General features: G+C 35.0%; 12 protein-coding genes, 1 tRNA gene and 1 pseudogene. 12 read left to right on the forward strand and 2 right to left on the reverse strand.

What is annotated here, in order from left to right; all coding sequences use genetic code 11:
* Positions 1 to 83 precede the first annotated feature (83 nt).
* Positions 84 to 150 (forward strand) — tRNA-OTHER (locus P0Y62_17165).
* 208 nt (positions 151 to 358) lie between these two features.
* Positions 359 to 661: pseudogene (locus P0Y62_17170) on the forward strand (slipin family protein).
* A gap of 181 nt (positions 662 to 842) precedes the next feature.
* On the opposite strand, the gene P0Y62_17175 reads toward P0Y62_17170, so the two are convergent.
* A complete protein-coding gene (locus tag P0Y62_17175) occupies positions 843 to 1,289 on the reverse strand; it encodes a VOC family protein (GenBank protein ID WEK69539.1) in 447 nt (148 codons plus the stop codon).
* Positions 1,290 to 1,779: 490 nt separating this feature from the next.
* Between P0Y62_17175 and P0Y62_17180 the strand changes: the two genes are divergently transcribed.
* Positions 1,780 to 3,297, forward strand: coding sequence for a TROVE domain-containing protein (locus tag P0Y62_17180; GenBank protein WEK69540.1), 1,518 nt, complete (start codon positions 1,780 to 1,782; stop codon positions 3,295 to 3,297).
* Between the two features lie 146 nt (positions 3,298 to 3,443).
* On the forward strand, positions 3,444 to 4,133 hold the full coding sequence (locus tag P0Y62_17185) for a hypothetical protein (GenBank protein ID WEK69541.1): 690 nt from the start codon (positions 3,444 to 3,446) through the stop codon (positions 4,131 to 4,133).
* A gap of 1,345 nt (positions 4,134 to 5,478) precedes the next feature.
* Here P0Y62_17185 and P0Y62_17190 read toward each other — a convergent pair.
* The gene (locus tag P0Y62_17190) at positions 5,479 to 6,084 is read right to left on the reverse strand and encodes a helix-turn-helix transcriptional regulator (protein ID WEK69542.1); all 606 of its coding nucleotides are present in this window, start codon (positions 6,082 to 6,084) and stop codon (positions 5,479 to 5,481) included.
* A 120-nt stretch (positions 6,085 to 6,204) separates the two neighbouring features.
* On the opposite strand from P0Y62_17190, the gene P0Y62_17195 reads away from it, so the two are divergent.
* The 8 genes from P0Y62_17195 (at position 6,205) to P0Y62_17230 (ending at position 19,507) form a co-directional block, all read left to right on the forward strand.
* Positions 6,205 to 6,600, forward strand: coding sequence for a YbjN domain-containing protein (locus P0Y62_17195; GenBank protein ID WEK69543.1), 396 nt, complete (start codon positions 6,205 to 6,207; stop codon positions 6,598 to 6,600).
* A gap of 17 nt (positions 6,601 to 6,617) precedes the next feature.
* Complete coding sequence (locus P0Y62_17200) at positions 6,618 to 7,319, forward strand: PspA/IM30 family protein (protein ID WEK69544.1); 702 nt, start codon at positions 6,618 to 6,620, stop codon at positions 7,317 to 7,319.
* A 2-nt stretch (positions 7,320 to 7,321) separates the two neighbouring features.
* On the forward strand, positions 7,322 to 7,969 hold the full coding sequence (locus P0Y62_17205) for a hypothetical protein (protein ID WEK69545.1): 648 nt from the start codon (positions 7,322 to 7,324) through the stop codon (positions 7,967 to 7,969).
* Positions 7,970 to 8,075: 106 nt separating this feature from the next.
* Positions 8,076 to 10,085: an SPFH domain-containing protein gene (locus P0Y62_17210; GenBank protein WEK69546.1), complete on the forward strand. Its 2,010-nt coding sequence runs from the start codon at positions 8,076 to 8,078 to the stop codon at positions 10,083 to 10,085.
* Between the two features lie 266 nt (positions 10,086 to 10,351).
* Positions 10,352 to 15,160, forward strand: coding sequence for a DNA repair ATPase (locus tag P0Y62_17215; protein ID WEK69547.1), 4,809 nt, complete (start codon positions 10,352 to 10,354; stop codon positions 15,158 to 15,160).
* Between the two features lie 151 nt (positions 15,161 to 15,311).
* Entirely contained in the window at positions 15,312 to 16,760 is a 1,449-nt protein-coding gene (locus P0Y62_17220; protein WEK69548.1) for an MBOAT family protein, read from the forward strand.
* 81 nt (positions 16,761 to 16,841) lie between these two features.
* Positions 16,842 to 17,807, forward strand: coding sequence for a hypothetical protein (locus P0Y62_17225; GenBank protein ID WEK69549.1), 966 nt, complete (start codon positions 16,842 to 16,844; stop codon positions 17,805 to 17,807).
* Between the two features lie 161 nt (positions 17,808 to 17,968).
* Positions 17,969 to 19,507, forward strand: a complete 1,539-nt coding sequence (locus P0Y62_17230) for a SulP family inorganic anion transporter (protein ID WEK69550.1) — start codon at positions 17,969 to 17,971, stop codon at positions 19,505 to 19,507.
* Positions 19,508 to 19,611 lie beyond the last annotated feature (104 nt).

Genomic DNA, 19,611 nt, shown 5'->3' on the forward strand with positions numbered 1-19,611 from the left:
AGCTTGACCTGAAGGTTTTAGAGATTTTTCCAAAAAAATCTTGCGGCTCTATAGGTTGAAGGTTCGAGTCCTTCTATTCTCAAAGTGGAATGTAGTTCAATGGGTAGAACAATGGATTTTTTAGCACGGGTTCGAATCCCGTCTTCACTTCGGGTGAAGTAGCTCAGTCTGGTCAGAGCACTACATTAAAACGGAGGTTGGAAAATAGGCTTAAAATCTATTTTTATTAGCGAGTTTGAACATTCTCATTAAAAATGTTCACCATGGAAAAATTCGGGATTTTTTCAGTTGTTGAATCAGCATTTTGAAAAAGCCTGTAAGAAAAGATGTTTTCTGAAAATGAAATAAAGCCGAAGATCTTGGTTTGAAAGCTTCCGATGCGGGAATCAGAGATGTGATCTTAACGGGAGAAATGAAGGAAATCATGAATCAGGTTTTGATTGCTGAGAAAAAAGCTCAGGCAAACAGCATTATGAGACGTGAAGAAACCGCTTCCACAAGAAGTTTGCTGAATACAGCAAAATTAATGGAAGAAAACGAAGTCCTTTGGAAGCTGAAAGAGATGGAATATATGGAAAAAATCGCCGATAAAATTGGAGATATCACCGTTTCCGGAAACAGTAATATCGTTTCTCAATTGAAGGAAATTTTCACAAAATAAGACTTATAACCATTATCATTAAAGATAGGTTTTGTGAAAGCAAAGCCTGTCTTGTTTTTTAGATGAAGACTAATTTTTTTCTCTCGCTGATTTTCCAGATGACGCTGATTTTAATGAAATCAATCTATATTTTATTCAATCAGATCTGTGTAAATCTGAGAAATCTGTGGGAAATAAAAAATTACTTTTTCTCCAGCCATTCCTCATAAGAAAGCACGCCTAATTCCGGTTTCCCATCGCCTTCTAAAATAGAGATAAATTCCAGTTGATTTCCATCAGGATCATTAAAATAAATCGCTAAAGCAGGCATCCACGCAAAAACCATAGGTTGTGTATTTCCGTCTTTCAGAAAATTGTAGGGCTTCAGATTTTTGTTTTTTAGAAATTCAACAGAATAATTCAGAATATCTTCTTTGTCGGCGGTAAATGCAAAGTGTCTAGTTTGGAAATTCTCTTTTTGCTCCCATAAACCCAACATTGATTCTTTATTTTTCCTGATCCATAAAAAGGCAATCGGACGGGTTTCGTCCTTATGAGCGAATTCCAATCCTAAAACTTCAGTATAGAATTTTATTGCAGTGTTTAAATCACTTACCTGGACATGGGTTTCATACAATCCTTTAATCATAGTTTAAATTTTAATAAAACAAAGCTAGAAAAGGTATTTTCAAAAACTTCAGACTTTTGATTCCTTTATTTGAAATGAATGATAGATAGATTGTATTTGGTTGATGTTGTGTTGATGTTGTTTCAACGTTATGTCTGTCATTCTGAATGAAATGAAGTGAAATGAAGAATCTCTCAGAACAAAAATGAGATTCTTCCTTCGTCAGAATGACAAACTCTGTGAATGTTTATTTTCAAAGTTTCAACACGAATTAACCTTGATCGTAATACACACAACAAAATTTTTATCACAGATAAAAATCCTTGCGACTTAAAAACGGCATAAATAAAAAGAAAACTTAGCGCTTTTGCGATTTTCCAACAAAAAAATAAGAATTTTTCACAAAAATTTTCACTACGCAAAAACATTGCGCAAAACCCTTCTTACTTTGCATAAGAAATCAGAGAGGAAATGATAATCCTCCAAAAATGTTTAACTAAAAACAGTAACCATGAAATTTAATTTTTTAAGAAAAGAGAATAAAGTAGTAGCTAACTACGAAGGTGAAAAGGCTTACACCATGACGCCTGCAGAAGAATTGTACAGTGCTGTTGTTACAACAGGATTATCAAACACAACTTATGAAAAAGGAAATGACAGATTGGCGAGAATCCAGTCTCTGATTCTGAAAAATGATCCCGAATTCGTCGCAAAATTAGCAATTTACGTAAGAAAAGATATGTATTTGCGTTCGATTCCATTGGTTTTGACAATCAAATTGGCAAAACAAGCTTCGGGTACAGACTTGGTAAGCAGAACTGTTGATGGCGTTATCCAGAGAGCAGACGAAATCACAGAATTGCTGGCGTATTACCAATTGGCGAACGAAAGAACAGATTTGAAAAAATTGAACAAACTTTCAAAACAAATTCAGAAAGGTTTGGTAAAATCATTCAATAAATTTGATGAATACCAGTTCGCAAAATATAACAGAAAAGCAGAAGTTACCTTGAAAGACGCCTTGTTCTTGGTTCACCCAAAAGCAAAAGATGAAAATCAACAGGCTATTTTCGACAAAATCGTTAACGATTCTTTGGAAACTCCTTACACTTGGGAAGTTGAACTTTCAGTATTGGGTCAGACAAAATTCACAGATAAAGCGGAAAGAAAATTAGCTTTCAAAAACAAATGGGAAGAATTGATTTTCAGCAATAAATTGGGTTATATGGCAACGTTGCGAAACCTTAGAAATATTCTGGAAGCCAACGTTTCTCCGGAAGCAATGAACAAAGTATGCAGCTATTTGTCGGATGAAAGAGCCGTAAGAAACTCAAAACAATTGCCATTCAGATTTTTGGCAGCGTATAGAGAATTGAAAAATATCGATTCAAAATATACCTCATCCATCATGGAAGCATTGGAAAGTGCAGTGATGGTCAGTGCGAAAAATATTAAAGGTTTTGGTTTTGATACTTCGGTTGTGATTGCGGCAGACGTCTCAGGTTCGATGCAGCAACCGGTTTCTCCAAAATCTAAAGTATTGTTGTACGATATCGGTTTACTGATGTCAATGATGTTGCAGTCACAGTGTAAAAATGTGATTACAGGTATGTTCGGTAGCAGGTGGAAAAGAGTTCCGATGCCTAAAAGCGGTATTTTGACCAACGTAGATGCTTTCTATAAAAGAGAAGGTGAAGTGGGTTATTCTACAAACGGTTATCTGGTGATTAAAGATTTGCTGAACAGACGTGAAAAAGTAGATAAAATAATGCTTTTCACAGACACACAAATGTGGAACAGCAATAGAACCCGAAATTCTTTTGAAGATTCATGGAATCAGTATAAAAGTATCAATCCCAATGCAAAATTGTATATTTTTGACTTGGCGGGTTACGGAAGACAACCTTTGGATGTCAGAAAAAATGATGTATACTTGATCGCGGGTTGGTCCGACAAAATTTTCGACGTACTGAATGCTTTGGAAGACCGAAAATCTGCCATAGAAATGATTAAAAAAGTAGTGCTGTAAAAGGCACTGCTTTTAAAAATAAAAACTAATAACCGTCTATTTTTAGGAGCTGTTTCCCGCTTTTCACTATATCTTTTGTTCCGCTTTGCTACACAAAAGGATGTCGTTGCAATCGGGGCTAAGACAGAAAATTAAAAAAAACAATTATGGAAATCAGAGGTAAGAGCTTTAATGATTCTGCAGATTCTACAGTTACTGTCTTTACAGGTGTGTTAGATACAGCAATGAAGGCAAATAAAATAATTGATTGTGTAAAAACACATTTTGATACGAATAATATTGATTTGTGTTTAGATGGTTTTGATTTAGTTAGGAAAATAAATGATGTGGTTTCATTGTTTGCTATTGCTACTCTAGATTTGGCCGTATCTAGTAAAATGCTTTATAATGCTTCAAATAACTGGGAAAAGATTTATGTAATTAAGAATGTATATTTGACTGTTTTTGAGAGTTTTAAAACTTTTAATAAATATAGGCAATTCTTGAATGTGATTTCCGAAAAAGCTCTTCCACATCTCCAAGAAAATTTTGTAAATATTAATAATTCAATTAGGACTTTTAAGAAAGAATATAAGTACGAAACGGATATGAAAACTATTAGAAACAATATTAGTGGTCATATTAGTGATGATGTAGATTTATACTATAAGACAATAATTAAATTTGATGGAGATAAAACTGGAGAAATGATTATTGAATTTATTAAAATCACTGATGATTTGAATAACTTTTTGACAGATATATTACAACAAACTTATATTCATCAACCAAATCAAGAAGTGTTGAAAGTGGCTAAAAAAGTAATCCCAAACTTTAATGAAATGCTATTTAAATAATTAAAGATTGCTTCGTCGCTTCGCTCCTCGCAATGACAAGAAAAAATAACCGATGCCGTAAGAAAAGAATTCCTTCGATTTCCACTTGAACAAGAGTCTTTTCGTTATATTGCTCGGTTTAAACTAATCAATGTCGTTATCAAGAGTTTCATCGTCAAACTTCCAATTTGAAAATATTCAAAAAACTCTTAAAATTGTTACTTGGTTTTTTAAAAATAAATTTAACTGCGTAAAAAGAGTACGCACTGAAGTGATAATTTTACTTCAACAAAAAAACAATAACCATAAAAACTTAAAAAAGTAAGTGTCATAAAACAGAATTTCTTCGTTAAGGAGCGGTTATACAGTTCGAGTCCTGTTCCTAACATTCGGAATGGCGTAAATAGGTAACGTGCCGCATGCAAAGTCTCTGTTTGATTTTTTATCTTACTTAAAGTAATCGATGCCGTAAAAAAGAGTTACTTCTACTTTACATTGAAACACAATCTCTTTTTAAAAATTGCTCGATTTCACAATCATTATTTAAAAAATAAAAATCAAGTGTCGTTTTAGAATCATACTTCGAGATTGAATAAACATTGGGTCGCAGGTTCGATTCCTGCCTTTTCCCCCGGAAAGGAGAAGTAGCTCAGACGGTAGAGCAAATGCACGGAAGATTCCATAATTATTACCTTGATTTAAAACAAAGAGTGCTGTTAGAGAAAACTTACTTCGGTTAATCCTAAGATGTTGGTTCGACTCCAGAATAAATCTGAAAATGATTTATATAAGGGTTTTCTCGTCTTTTGCCTCTTTTTAATTTAAAAATTTACGGATAAGTGTCGTAGAGAAAGGTTACTTCGTAACTATAACGGTCCTAAGGTAGCGAAATTCGGGCGACCGAACTAGTGAGGTTGGGTTGAAAACCAACTGGGCAAAAGTTTTCGTAAGAAAGCGCAAGTCTCTCGCAGATGTAGAATTGCCGGCTCACTGCCCAAATCGGGTAAGAGCGGCGCTCTGAAAAGAGCACAAATACCTTTTTCGTTTTTTACCTTGTCTGTTTAAAAATAAAAACAAGTGCCGTAGAATAGTATTACTTCGCTCATCACGACGGGGTCGCGGGTTCGAGTCCCGTCTTTTCCACCATAAAACACAAAAATAATATAGGAAAAGTAGCTCAGTTGGTTAGAGCACGACATTGCACTTTTTGATTGTTGCCTTGTTTAAAAATAATAAAAGTGTCGTAGAAAAAAGTTACTTCGTTACCATTGAAAGGGGAGGAATAATGTAGTCAGTTATTCTGTCAAAATTATCCGGTTCGACTCCGGCATAACGTTGCCCCATTACTTTTTTTGATAATTACCTTTTATTTTCTCTCCAAATTTTCTATCCTTTCCAAAATACTGGCAAGGATATTTTTTTGTTCAAAGGAAAAGTAACCTATTATTTTATAATAAGGCTCTTTATTTTTGGTGTCTGTATTGGTAACTGCTTTCAGGGTTTCGTTTTTTAAAGTGTAAAGCGTTTGGGATATTTCATTTTGAGGATTGGCGAGTTTTAAAAAAAGAATATCGCCTGTCTGATAATGTGAAAAAGTTGGGCTGCTCAGAGTAAATTCATAGACAAAATCTGAATTTGCTAAAATTTTTTGCATGATCTTTTCTTCTGCTGAAATCTCCTGCTTCTGAATAGAGAGTTGCGAAGAGGTAGGGGTTTCATTTACAAACATCAAGCTGTCAATATTGGATGGACTGGCTAAATGATTTACCTGAAGGGTTTTGGTAAGAAAGTCATCAAGGTCGAGGCTAAAATAATGAGCAACTTTTAAAACAGTTTCGATCTTAGGCTCAGCTCTGCCTTCCTCGTAGGCACTTATGACTCCTCGGTTTAATTCGAAGAGATCTGCGAAAGCTTTCTGACTCAGGCCTTTAACTTGTCTTATTTTCTTGATGTTTACGCCGAAAAAACTCATAGCTATCTAATCCTTTTTGCAAATATAAGGCAAAATGTTAAAAATAATTGCTAAAAATATTTGCAATCCTAAAATTTAATTCTATATTTGTATCATACAATCGTGAATAAAGGATCAAATATGAAGAATAAAAATTTTGAAAAAGTAAAAGAGTGGCTGTTGGATTATGAGTTCAATGTGACCTTTGAAGATGAAGGGCAGTCAATTCTGATCATTGAAAAAGAATCGAACGGAATTAAAAATATGATTTTGATTATTTCTGATTCTATACTGATCATGGAGCAGTTTCTTTTTGAAATTAAACATCCAACCGAGTCGATCTACAGAACTTTGTTACAGAAAAACAGAGATATTGTACATGGAGCTTTTGTATTGGACGGATCCGGGAAAAGAGTGATCTTCAGAGATACGCTTCCCACAGATAATATGGCACAGAATGAAGTGATGGCTTCCATCAATTCTCTGGGGATTCTTGTAGGAGAATTCAATACGGAAATGATTAATATGAGTAAATAAAATAAAAAAATATTGATATGAATATTTTTAAAAGACTGTTTAATATAGGAAAAGCTGAAATTCACTCAGCAATCGACGGATTTGAAGATCCGATTAAACTTACAGAACAAGGAATAAGAGATATGAAAGAACAGTTGGCGAAAAGCGTTGAGGCTTTAGCTCAGCTGAAAGCGCTGTCGATCCGTAAAAAAAATGAATCGGAGCGAGAAGATCAGACTGCTAAAGATTATTATGGAAAAGCTATTGTTTTGGTCCAAAAAGCTGAAAAAGGAGAAGTTTCTGCGGAAGAAGCCGATCGTTTGGCAAAAGAAGCGTTAAAAAAACAGACCGCAGCTCAGGAAAATGCAGTACATCTGAATAAGGAACATGAAAAACTTCATGCGGAATGCGAAAAAATGCAGACTAATATCAATACGCTGAAATCCAACATTGCGAAATGGGAAAATGAACTGAAAACTTTAAAAGCGAGAGTTCAGGTGAGTGAAGCGACAAAAGATATTAATAAGCAAATGACGCAGATCGACACGCATTCTACAGTCAATATGCTCGAAAAATTGAAAGAGAGAGTTGTGCAGCAGGAAGCTTTGGCAGAAGCATATTTGGATATATCAAATGCAGGAAAGTCGATTGATGATGAAATTGATGCGGTAGTAAAAAATGATGAGACACAAGCTGAGGATGCTTTGAAAAAATTAAAGGAATCCCTTAAAAAAGAATAACGATGAATTTTCAGGAATTTTTGAATGTAGCTTTTTCTCCGGTCAATACGGTTCTTAGTGTTTTGCTGATCCTTTCAGCATTGTACTGGGTGTTTACGATTGTTACAGGATTGGATATTGATGTCGGAATAGATGCCGATATTGATACAGATTTTGATGCACCGGATGGTCATGTTCATATTCCTGAAGATCCTTCGGCGTGGGTTCAGTTTCTGAAGTTTTTGAATCTGGATATCGTTCCGATGACTTATTTTCTGACGCTTACATTGCTTTTTACCTGGCTGGGTTCGGTGTATCTTACAATGTTTCTGCCAATGCCTACCTGGTTGGGAATCGTTATCATATTGCCACTCTTGATCGGAAGTATATTATTGACAAAAATTATGCTCAAACCGTTAAATCCTTTCTTTAAGGAAATTAATCATAAAGGAGAACGCCCGCATGATTTTCTTGGAAGAGAGGGCAGGATGAAATCCAGTATCAACGGAACAAAAACAGGAATACTGGAGGTTTTTATCGGAAGTGATCCTATGACGCTTATGGTGAAAAGTAAAAATGGCGAAATGATAGAACATGGTGACCGTGTTGTCATTGTAGACGAAGATCCGGATAAAAGAATATACTATGTAGCTAAAGAATTACACCTTTAAAAAAATAAAATGCTAATGATTTTCATGGAAATTTTGAATTTTCTCCTTGATCTTTTTCTTTAAAAATTAAATAAAAAACACATTAAAATATATAAACTATAACATTATGAATATGCCTTTAATTGTAGGAATTGTTGTTGCGGTAATCGCATCTATCGGATTGATTTTCTGGATTCTTTCAATGTATAAAAAAACTGTACAGGGAATCGTTATTTTAAGAACAGGATATGGAGGAACAAAAGTCTTTTTCAATGCCGGAATTGTAATCCCGATCATTCACAGAATGGAATCGATGGATATTTCAGTGAAAAAGCTGGAAATTTCAAGAGAGGGAAGAGCGGGGTTGATCTGTAAAGACAATATGAGAGCCGATATTCAGGTGGCTTTCTTCATCAGAGTCAATAAATCTGTTGATGATATTGTAAACGTTGGCCAGACGATCGGTTGTCAGAGAGCTTCAGATATCAATACCCTTAGAGAATTATTTGAAGCCAAATTCTCAGAAGCCTTAAAAACAGTAGGTAAAAAATTTGAATTCATTGAACTGTATGAAGCAAGAAGCGAATTCCGTCAGGAGATTTTAGATATTATCGGGACAGACTTAAATGGATATGTGTTAGATGACTGCGCGATCGATTACCTGGAGCAGACCTCAATTGAAAACTTAGATAAAGACAATATTCTTGATTCTGAAGGGATTAAAAAAATCACAGAATTAACGGCAACTCAAAATATTAAAGCCAATCAGGTTCGCAGGGATGAGGAAAAAACCATCACTAAGCAAAATGTAGAAGCCCGTGAAGCGATTTTGGAGCTGGAAAAACAACTGGCTGAAAAAGAAGAATCTCAAAAAAGAGAAGTAGCTAATATCAAAGCACGTGAAAATGCTGAAATTCTAAAAGTGGATGAAGAAGAAAGATTAAAATATGAAACCGTTCGTATTGCCACGGAGGAAAAACTTCAGATCGCCGAAGAAAACAAACAGAGACAGGTGGTTATTGCTGCTAAAAATAAAGAACGTGCCGATTTGGTAGAAACGGAAAGGGTGCAGAAAGACAAAATGTTGGAAGCAACAGAAAGAGAGCGAATTGTTTCTTTGGCACAGATTGAAAAAGATAAAGCGATAGAACTGGAGAAGAAAAGCATTCAGGATGCAATCCGTGAGCGTTTAACAATGGAGAAAACCGTGGTGGAAGAACAGCAGGGAATCAAAGATCTTGAAGCTTTCAAAACTGCAGAAAGAAATAAGCAGGTTGAAATAACCTTAGCAACTCAGGAAGCGGAAAAGAAATTGATCGGAGAAACGAGAGCTGCCGAAGCAAGAAAATTAGCAGCAGAAAAAGATGCTCAGAAATATGTAATTGAAGCACAGGCCAAAAGAGATGCTGCAGAAAAAGAAGCAGAAGCTCGTAAGATCATCGCAGATGCAAAAGCAAAAGAAGAAGCTACGGTAGGTTTATCTGAAGCACAGGTAATGCAGGCAAAAGCAGAAGCTTTAGAAAGACAGGGAATTGTAGAAGCTGTCGTGATTGAGAAAAAAGCGGATGCCATCAGAAAAGAAGGAATTGCTCAGGCTGAAGTCATCAAAGAAAAAGCATTGGCAGAAGCGGCAGGAATTACCGAAAAAGCAGAAGCGATGAAGAAGCTGAATGATGCCGGAAAAGATCACGAAGAATTCCGTCTGACCTTAGCAAAAGAAAAAGAAGTTGAACTGGCTCAGATTTCAATCCAGAAAGACATTGCACAGGCTCAGGCTGGAGTTTTGGCTGAAGCGTTCAAAACTGCAAAAATTGATATCGTGGGTGGAGACAATACCTTCTTTGATAATGTGGTTCGTCAGGTTTCTGCAGGAAAGGGACTGGATAAATTTATCAGCCACAGTGAAAATGCTCAGTTGGTGAAAGAAAATCTTTTGGGAGATGGTGAAAACTTAATTTCCAAAGTGATGGGAATGGTTGATAAATACAATATTTCTTCTGAAGATATCAAAAACATGAGTATTGCAAGCCTTATTTTCAAATTGAATAATATGGCCAATCAGCAGGAAAGAGGTCTTCTGGACAGAGCGATGGATATGGCAAAACATTTGGGAATAGACCAGAAACCCATCAGATAAAAACACGACTAAATATATTGTAAAACTCTCATTGTATACTTTTTAATCATACTTTGGGAGTTTTTTAAAAAATTTAACCATTAAGATTTTATTAAGGTGTTAAGTTTAATTAAGAAATCAATAGATTTTTATAGCGTGAAACTTAAAGCGAAATTAAACTTAATGATTCTTAATTATTTAATAGCCTTGATGGTTAAGAAATAAATGTTTTTAACATTACGATGATAGTCTAAAATCTAGCATCTAACATTTAATATCTCATTACTATGTCAGAAAAATTAAATTCAGGGACATACGAAATTATACAGAACCGTCTGAATGATCAGAAAAGTGATCTGATTCAGCGATTGCAGCAGCTTAATGAAAAACGGAAAGATATTTTTGGCGGAGTGGATTTCTCTTTAATTGCCAATGAAAGAATTTCCACCGATCACAATTGTGTCGCAAAAGATATTTATTCATTAAAAGACAGTTTGATCTTCGGGTCTAATGCGCACCTCGGGTTGCAGACGGAAATTAATATCACCGATGTTTTTTCAGTTTATAAAATTAATAATAACCGTTTTGAACCCCAGGATTCTTCATTAATTAACGATGAAGTATTTATTGATGAATTTAAAAATCTTTATAAATATTACAGAAATACTTTCTTCGCACGCTTTCACTTCACCGAAAACTATTTATATATGGTTTTTCAGCTGTCTGAAAGTACGACCGATATCAAAGCCTTCAAATGGCTCATTAAAGAAGATCAGTTAGTCTATGTTGATTCAAGAAGTGCTTCGGAAGTCACATATCCGCCACAGCATGGTTTTGCCTGGACGAAGGCAACGAGGGATATGCAGCGAAACGGAAAATTTCCTCACGTTTCTTTAGCAGATAAAGTATTTGTAGAATCCATCGGAGGAGATATCACCATTAAAATTGAAGACAATACCGAAACAGGGAAAGGAATTTACTCGGAAGATGTCATTCACAAAGACCAGAATCTGGATGATGCTGAAATTCATTTCTGTGATCTGGATAATCTGGTGATTTTTAAAATAAGACCTTATCAGGAAACAGAACGGTATTTCATTTATAATCATAAAGAAAAAAACGTTTCCAGAGTTGATACTTTAAAACATTCAGGAGTCTTGCTTCCGGAAAATCAGGGGATTTTATTTTCCAACGGATATGCTTTACAGACCGGAGGTTTAAAAGTGATTTCTCAGGATATTAACAGGCTTCATTATCTGAAAACCATTCAGGAGCCGAATGGCGAGAACTTTATGTATGTTTTCTATGATGACAAAACCAATAATTATCAGCTGATTTCATACAATATCATCACACAGACCATTGAAACACCGATCCGCTGCAGTGGTTATACAATTTTGAACAATGGTGAACTCATTTATCTTCGTGAAAGCGTAGAAACCACCAAACATCATTTGGCTCAAATCTGGCAAACTCCTTACTCTAAGGAATTACAGCCAAATCTGGAAAAATCTGACAGCCTTTTATATAAAATCGGCAATAAGGATATTGTCCGGGTAATGGCAGAAAGCCAGGAACTGATCACGCTTTTGAACAAGAAAGACTCTTACAGCGGATTGTATGATGATATTGTAAAACTTTCGACGGCCATTTTAGACTCTTATTATTTTTTAAATGATGATGAAGTTCAGAATCTTGATCTTCCTTTAAAAGAAATCAGAAATATAGCTCATTCTGCGATCAATGAATATGAAAAAGTGGTAGAGCAGAAGAAAAGTACCGCAGAAGCAGTTGAAAAAATCAAAGCAGTCTGTGAGAAAATTCTAGACGATACCAAAAGGATCAATTATTCCCAGCTTACCGATTATATTGATATGCTTTCACAAATCCGTGCGTTACGTGGGGAAATTACCGGCGCAAGAGAGTTAAAATATGTGGAAGTTCCTTTACTGGATCAGCTGGAGAAATCTTTAGCAGACCGTTCAGACGAATTGTCGAATGCCTGTGTGAATTTCCTTTTGCAGGAAAATTCATTAGCTCCCTATCAGCAAAGAGCACAGACAATATCTGAAAACATCATCAATCTTCAGAAAGCGATCGATGCAAAAACGATTGATGAAGAAATTACAAATCTTTCCGGGCAGCTTGAGCTTTTGGTGGATATCGTCAATAATTTAAAAATTGAAGATACCTCTCATTCAACTCAGATCATTGAGAATATCTCTGTGATTTTTGCAAGGCTGAACCAGGAAAGACTGGAGTTAACCAAACGTAAAAGAGAAATTTCAGGGAAAGAGCTTTCTGCAGATTTTCAGGCGCAGATGACACTGTTTGATCAGTCGGTCATTAACTTTTTGGAACTTTCTCAAACTCCTGAAAAATGTGATGAATATCTCACCAAACTTTCCATCCAACTGGAAGAAATGGAAACGAAATTTGTTGATTTTGATGAATTTATTCAGAAAATCGGGGAGAAAAGAGAAGAGGTTTACGGACATTTCCAGAATAAAAGAGTTCAGCTTACAGAATCGAGAAACAAGCGTACTCAAAGTCTGTACGATTCAGCAAAGAGAATTTTAAAATCTGTGCAGACCAAAGCAGAATCTTTTGATTCGGAAAACGAGATCAACGGGTATTTTGCTACAGATCTGATGGTGGAAAAAGTACGGGATCTTTCAAGGCAGTTGAGCGAAATGGAAGACTCGGCGAAATCGGAAGAAATTCAGACGCTGTTAAAAACCTCTCAACAGGAATCGGTAAGAAAACTTAAGGATAAAAAAGAGATTTATGCAGACGGAGATCATGTGATTGCTTTAGGTGATTATAAATTCGCAGTCAATCAGCAGAAGCTGGATCTTACGTTGGTAATGCGAAATGCACAGTACTATTATCATTTAACCGGAACTGCATTTTATGAGCGGTTGCAATTTGACGCCCTTTCAGACTATAAAGAAGTCTGGAATCAGGAATTTATCTCTGAAAACAATGCTGTAAAACGTTTTGAATATCTGGCCTGGAATATATTTTCAAAACATAAAAATATTCAGACTGAAGAGCAAAACCGGGATTTTATACAGCAGTTTATGACTCAGCATTTTGGAGAAGGTTTGGTAAAAGGCATTCACGATGAAGATGCTTTAACGATTGTTTCAAAACTTCAGCAGATCCACAACGAATTGGGACTGATGAGGTTTACTTCTGAAGAAAGAGCTTTAGCGCAGTTGTTCTGGAACTTTTTGGAAGACGAAAGAAAAGAATATTATCAAAAACAGTTTGAAATTATTTCTCTGATTTCATCATCATTTACTTCAAAAAATGGATTTGAACGATTAAATGCTGAACTGTCAAAAGAAATTAAAGCCTTTGCGGAACAATATCAGTTTTTTTTAGATGTTGATTTTTCAAATGCTGCGGAATATTTGAAAACAGAAGACCGACAGCATTTTATGATCTCTGAAAAAGCAGCGGCTTTGTATCAAACCTTTTTAAAAAATTTAAAAGAACAAGCGAAAGATATTGAATTTACAGATCAGCTGAAAATGCTGCATCTTTATCCTTCTGCATGTTTTTCAATGGCAGAAAGCGCGTTGGAAGCATTTGTAGGTCATACAGAATTAAATATCGAAAACGGAATTATTAAGGAAGTAGCAGTGTTTTTAATTTCTCAGAATTTTGAAGAAAAAAATATTCGCTACACAACTTATGAAGTAAGCTTAAAAGAATTACGCTCTCTGGAAAAAGATACTGAATATATTTTGAATTATTATGAATTCACATCACGTTTAAAACACTACAGCGAGATTACTGTTCCGAAATTCAGACATCTGAATGAGTTGAAGGCAAAATGGGTGAATGAGAAAAAGAAAGCCCTGAAAATAGAGACGTTCCAGTCTCAGGTTCTGAGTTCTTTTGTAAGAAATAAACTGATCAGTGAAGTCTATTTTCCTTTAATCGGAGCCAATCTGGCAAAACAGTTGGGAACCGTAGGAAATGACAAGCGTACTGACAGAATGGGAATGCTGCTTCTGGTTTCGCCTCCTGGTTACGGTAAAACGACCTTGATGGAATATATGGCAGACCGAATGGGATTGGTTTTTATGAAAATTAATGGTCCGTCCATTGGTCACGATATTGTTTCTACAGATCCGGACGAAGCTAAAAATGCAGGGGCAAGACAGGAACTTGAAAAGCTGAATTTGGCTTTGGAAATGGGAGATAATGTAATGCTGTATTTGGATGATATTCAGCATTGCAACCCTGAATTTTTGCAGAAATTCATTTCTTTAGCAGACGGGCAGAGAAAAATTGAAGGAATCTACAATGGCGAAAGCAAAACGTATGACTTAAGATCAAAACGTTTTTGTCTGATAATGGCAGGAAATCCATATACGGAAAGCGGTGAGAAATTCAGAATTCCGGATATGTTGGCTAACCGTTCAGATACCTATAATTTGGGGGAGATTTCAGGCAGTAAAACTGATTTGTTTGATTTAAGCTTAATTGAAAATGCTTTGATGTCCAATGAATATCTCACAAGACTTACGAATCCGGGAATGCAAAACTTATACGAATTGTATGGCAGCATCGTTTCGGATAATCCAAATGTTGATTTAATCGGAAACTTTAGCTCCAACGAAATTTCAGATTTCAGAAAAGTACTGGAAAATACATTGAAAGTAAGAGAAACAGTTTTAAAAGTAAATGCTCAATATATTTCTTCTGCAGCCATGGCCGATGAATACAGAAACGAGCCAACTTTTAAATTGCAGGGATCTTACCGAAATATGAATAAACTGATTGCCCAGATCCAACCGATTTTGAAAGAAGATGAGGTAACACAAAGTGTCCTGAATCATTATCAGAATGAATCTCAGACTTTAACAACTGGAGCAGAAGCGAATATGCTAAAGTTAAAGGAGTTGATGGGAATAATGAATGAAAATGAAACGGAGCGTTGGGAAGAGATCAAAAAAACATTTGTGAAAAATAAAACACTGAAAGGTCTGGGAGAGAACGACAGAATGGCGCAGGTGGTTGCTTTGCTTGCCCAGTTCAGTGAAGGCCTGGAAGGAATAAAAGATGTTCTTAAAAACTAATAACCATGAAAGGCTGCAAATAAATGCAGCCTTTTTTAATGGAATGTATTATCTTATTATCAATGAATATCATATTTCCTTCAGTGAAGTTTGTATATTTGGAAATCAAGAGAAAAGCAATAAAATAAATCTGCTAAAATAGACAAACAGAATGTTATTCAACTCCATAGAATTTTTAATTTTCTTGCCAATCGTTTTTGTAATATATTGGAGCTTAGTCAATAAAAATTTAAAATTTCAAAACGGATTATTATTTATAGCGAGTTACGTTTTCTATGCTTGTTGGGATTGGCGTTTTCTCTTTTTGCTGATGTTTTCTACCTTATTGGATTATTTTACAGGTTTGAAAATGCAAGATGCAGGGAATTTAAAAATCAAAAAGATTTGGTTTTGGTTAAGCATTGTTATCAATCTCGGATTCTTAGGAGTATTTAAATACTATAACTTTTTCGCAACATCTTTTGCGGAGCTCTTTGAATATCTAGGTTGGAAATCTAGTCCAATATTAATTCATGTAATTCTTCCATTAGGTATCTCTTTTTATACTTTTCATGGACTTTCCTATGTAATAGATGTTTATAATAATAAGATTAAAGCAGAAAAGAATTTTATAGATTATGCATTATTTGTAAGTTTCTTTCCCCTTTTAGTGGCCGGACCGATAGAAAGAGCTACTCATCTTCTTCCGCAGATTAAAGAGAAAAGGTTTTTTAATTATGATAAAGCTGTAGATGGTATGCGGCAGGTACTTTGGGGATTATTCAAAAAAATAGTAATAGCAGATAATTGTGCAGAATTTGCAAATCAGATTTTTAATAATTCTGCAGATATGAATGGAAGCGCCTTGGTTTTAGGGGCTATCTTTTTTACTTTCCAGATTTATGGAGATTTTTCAGGATATTCTGATATTGCTATAGGTACGGCAAGACTATTTGGAATTGATTTGTTGCGAAATTTTGCCTTCCCTTATTTTTCAAGAGATTTTGCTGAGTTCTGGAGACGATGGCATATTTCGCTTTCTTCATGGTTTAAGGACTATTTATATATTCCATTAGGAGGAAGTAAAGGCGGAAAATGGATGCGGATAAGAAATACATTTATTATTTTTATTGTGAGCGGATTTTGGCATGGAGCGAATTGGACCTTTGTTGTATGGGGATTGCTGAATGCAATTTTTATTATGCCTTCCATCATTATGAGAACCAATCGAAACAATATGGAAGTGGTATCGAAAGGCAGACTTTTGCCAACATTAAGTGAGTTTTTACAAATCATAATAACTTTTGGACTGACTGTTTTTGCATGGATATTTTTTAGAGCGGAAAATATAACGCATGCCTATCATTATATATCAGGAATTTTTTCTGAATCGCTATTAGAACTCCCTGAATTTGAACATAAGAAGAAAGCGATTATAGTGATTGTTCTGATTATAATTTTTATGATGATTGAATGGAAAGGACGTGAAGATAAGTATGCTATTGAAACCTTAGGTTTACATTGGAGGAAACCTCTCAGGTATGCAATCTACTATGCAATCATTATTGCTATTTTTTGGTTCGGAGGCAACGTACAGCAATTTATTTATTTTCAATTTTAACGGATGATCAGGAAATTTATACTTAAAACAGCTTTTTTTATTCTTCCTGCAATAATTTTGTTCGGAGTGAGATCAATCTGGATGATTAAGATTGAGAGTCCTGATGTTTTGAGAATGGGAATGATTCCTAATATTTATAAGAATTATAGGGATCGGTTCGACCTATCTGATCGAGAAAAATTCGAAAGATTGTCGAAAACCAAAAAACGGGATTTTGATATTTTAACAATAGGCGATTCATTTTCAGAACAGAAAGGATATGGTTATAATCATTTTTTAGCGGAAAAGTATACTGTTTTGCATGTGGATCGTTTCATTTTTGATAATCAAATTCAAGGATTGATTAATCTTACAAATGGAGACTTCTTTGATCATTATAGAATTAAATATGTTGTTCTTCAGAATGTAGAACGTGACTTTATTGAGAATCTTAAAGGAATAAACTTTAAAACAAAAATTTCACAGCATCAAATAGATTCTTTGGTTGCAGATCATAAAAAAGAATTAGAAAAAGAGCAGATAGAGTATGATTTCTTTTCCAAGTCAACACTTCAGTTTCCTCTTTATTATTTGCCTAAGTTTTTTCTGAGTAGTAATTATCTTTCAAATGGTCTAATTTATAATTACAATCTGAGCTCGAAAAAACTGTTTAGTAATAAGTCTGATAAATTACTTTTCTATAAAAATGATATTCTATCTCTGGAAGAGAATAATAAATTGTCAAATAGTATATCATTAAATATTACTTTGAATAAAATAGCTCATAAACTTCAACAAAGACATATTAAGCTGATTGTATTACCTTCTCCGGATAAATATGACTTGTATTATGAGTATATAAAGGATAAGACTCATTTTGAAAAACCATTATTCTTTGAGCATCTCCGTCCTTTTAAAAAAGATTATTTATATATTGATTCTAAAGAAGTTTTGAAAAACTACATTGACAGTCAACCTGATGTTTATTTTTATGATGATACGCATTGGTCTCCTGTAGCTTCTAAAGTCATAGCCCAAAAAATCAATACGTTGATTGATAATAGATAACGTACAGTTTTTTTTACTCATATCTAAAAACAGGAAATTGCAGATTCATATTTAAGTCTTTACCTTTGCAGAAATTATGATAACAAAAAACTTCTTTTGAAGTTGCAACGCCTTTAGGATTAAAAAAAATTATAATTACATCCTTAAACCTATTTTTTCCAATGGAAAAAGCTTTTAAACTTTTCGACTTTTCACAGAAAATCAACTATAAAAATGAAATTTTAGCAGGATTTACGGTGGCAATGACCATGATTCCTGAATCACTGTCGTTTGCTATTCTTGCCGGACTTTCTCCTCTTACAGGTTTGTATGCTGCCTTTATGATGGGGCTGGTTACTGCAATTTTAGGCGGCCGTCCCGGAATGGTTTCCGGTGGAGCAGGAGCAACGATTGTTGTTTTAATAGCTTTAATAAAAACCCATGGGATAGAATATCTCTTTGCAACGGTTGTTCTTGCCGGGATTTTCCAGCTGTTGGTAGGTGTTCTGAAATTGGGGAAATTCGTGAGATTAATTCCACAACCGGTAATGTATGGCTTTTTAAATGGTTTGGCGGTTATTATTTTTATGGCGCAGATCGAGCAGTTCAAAATTACCGATGCCAATAGAAATGTAAACTGGCTTCAAGGAACTTCACTGTATATTATGGCTGGTTTAACCGCTTTGACGATTGCGATTGTTTACTTCTTTCCAAAAATTACAAAAGTAGTTCCGGCATCCCTGGTTGCTATTTTAATTGTTTTTGGAGTTGTTGTAGGATTTGGGATCCATACAAAGACAGTGGCGGATATTGCTCATATCAGCGGGAGCTTGCCAAGTTTTCATATTCCGGGTGTTCCTTTTTCATTAGAAACCTTACAGATCATTTTTCCGTATGCTTTGATTATGGCGGGAGTTGGTTTAATTGAATCATTGCTGACATTATCTATGGTTGATGAAATTACAAACTCAAAAGGAAATACCAATAAAGAATCTGTAGCGCAAGGTTTAGCCAATATTACGAATGGTTTCTTTGGAGGAATGGGAGGTTGTGCCATGGTTGCGCAGACTTTAGTAAATTTAAATGCCGGTTCAAGAGCCAGACTTTCAGGCATTATAGCATCCCTAATGATTTTGATTATCATTTTAGTGGGTGCCCCTTTTATCGAAAAAATTCCGATGGCGGCTTTGGTGGGAGTGATGATGATGGTGGCAATCAGTACCTTTCAATGGGTATCGATCAGAATTGTCAACAAAATGCCGAAGTCTGATATTTTTGTTGGAATAACAGTGGCTTTAATTACCATTGTTCTTCACAATCTGGCATTGGCGGTTTTAGTAGGAGTGATCATTTCTGCATTGGTTTTTGCCTGGGATAATGCGACAAGGATTCGTGCCCGGAAATATACCGATAGAAACGGAATCAAATACTATGAGATTTCCGGACCGTTATTCTTCGGATCTGTTACCACTTTTACAGATAAATTTGACCCAATGAACGATCCTGAACAGGTAGTGATTGATTTCAAAGCAAGCCGGATTGTTGATATGAGTGCTATTGATGCTTTAGACAAATTATCCAAACGATATACCCAGCAAAATAAAAAACTGCATTTAAAACATCTGAGTGAAGATTGCCGGAAAATGCTGAAAAATGCTGAAGCAGTTATCGAAGTAAATATTCAGGACGATCCGACTTATAAAGTGATGCCTGAGAAGTAATTTTTTATTCCTTTCGGGCGAGAGTCACAGAAATATAAATAGGCTGTCTTGGATTTAAATGGTATCTTTGACGGTAAGCTATCCACAATATTTTAATATAAAAC

This window comes from Candidatus Chryseobacterium colombiense (assembly GCA_029203185.1).
Classification (GTDB): domain Bacteria; phylum Bacteroidota; class Bacteroidia; order Flavobacteriales; family Weeksellaceae; genus Chryseobacterium; species Chryseobacterium colombiense.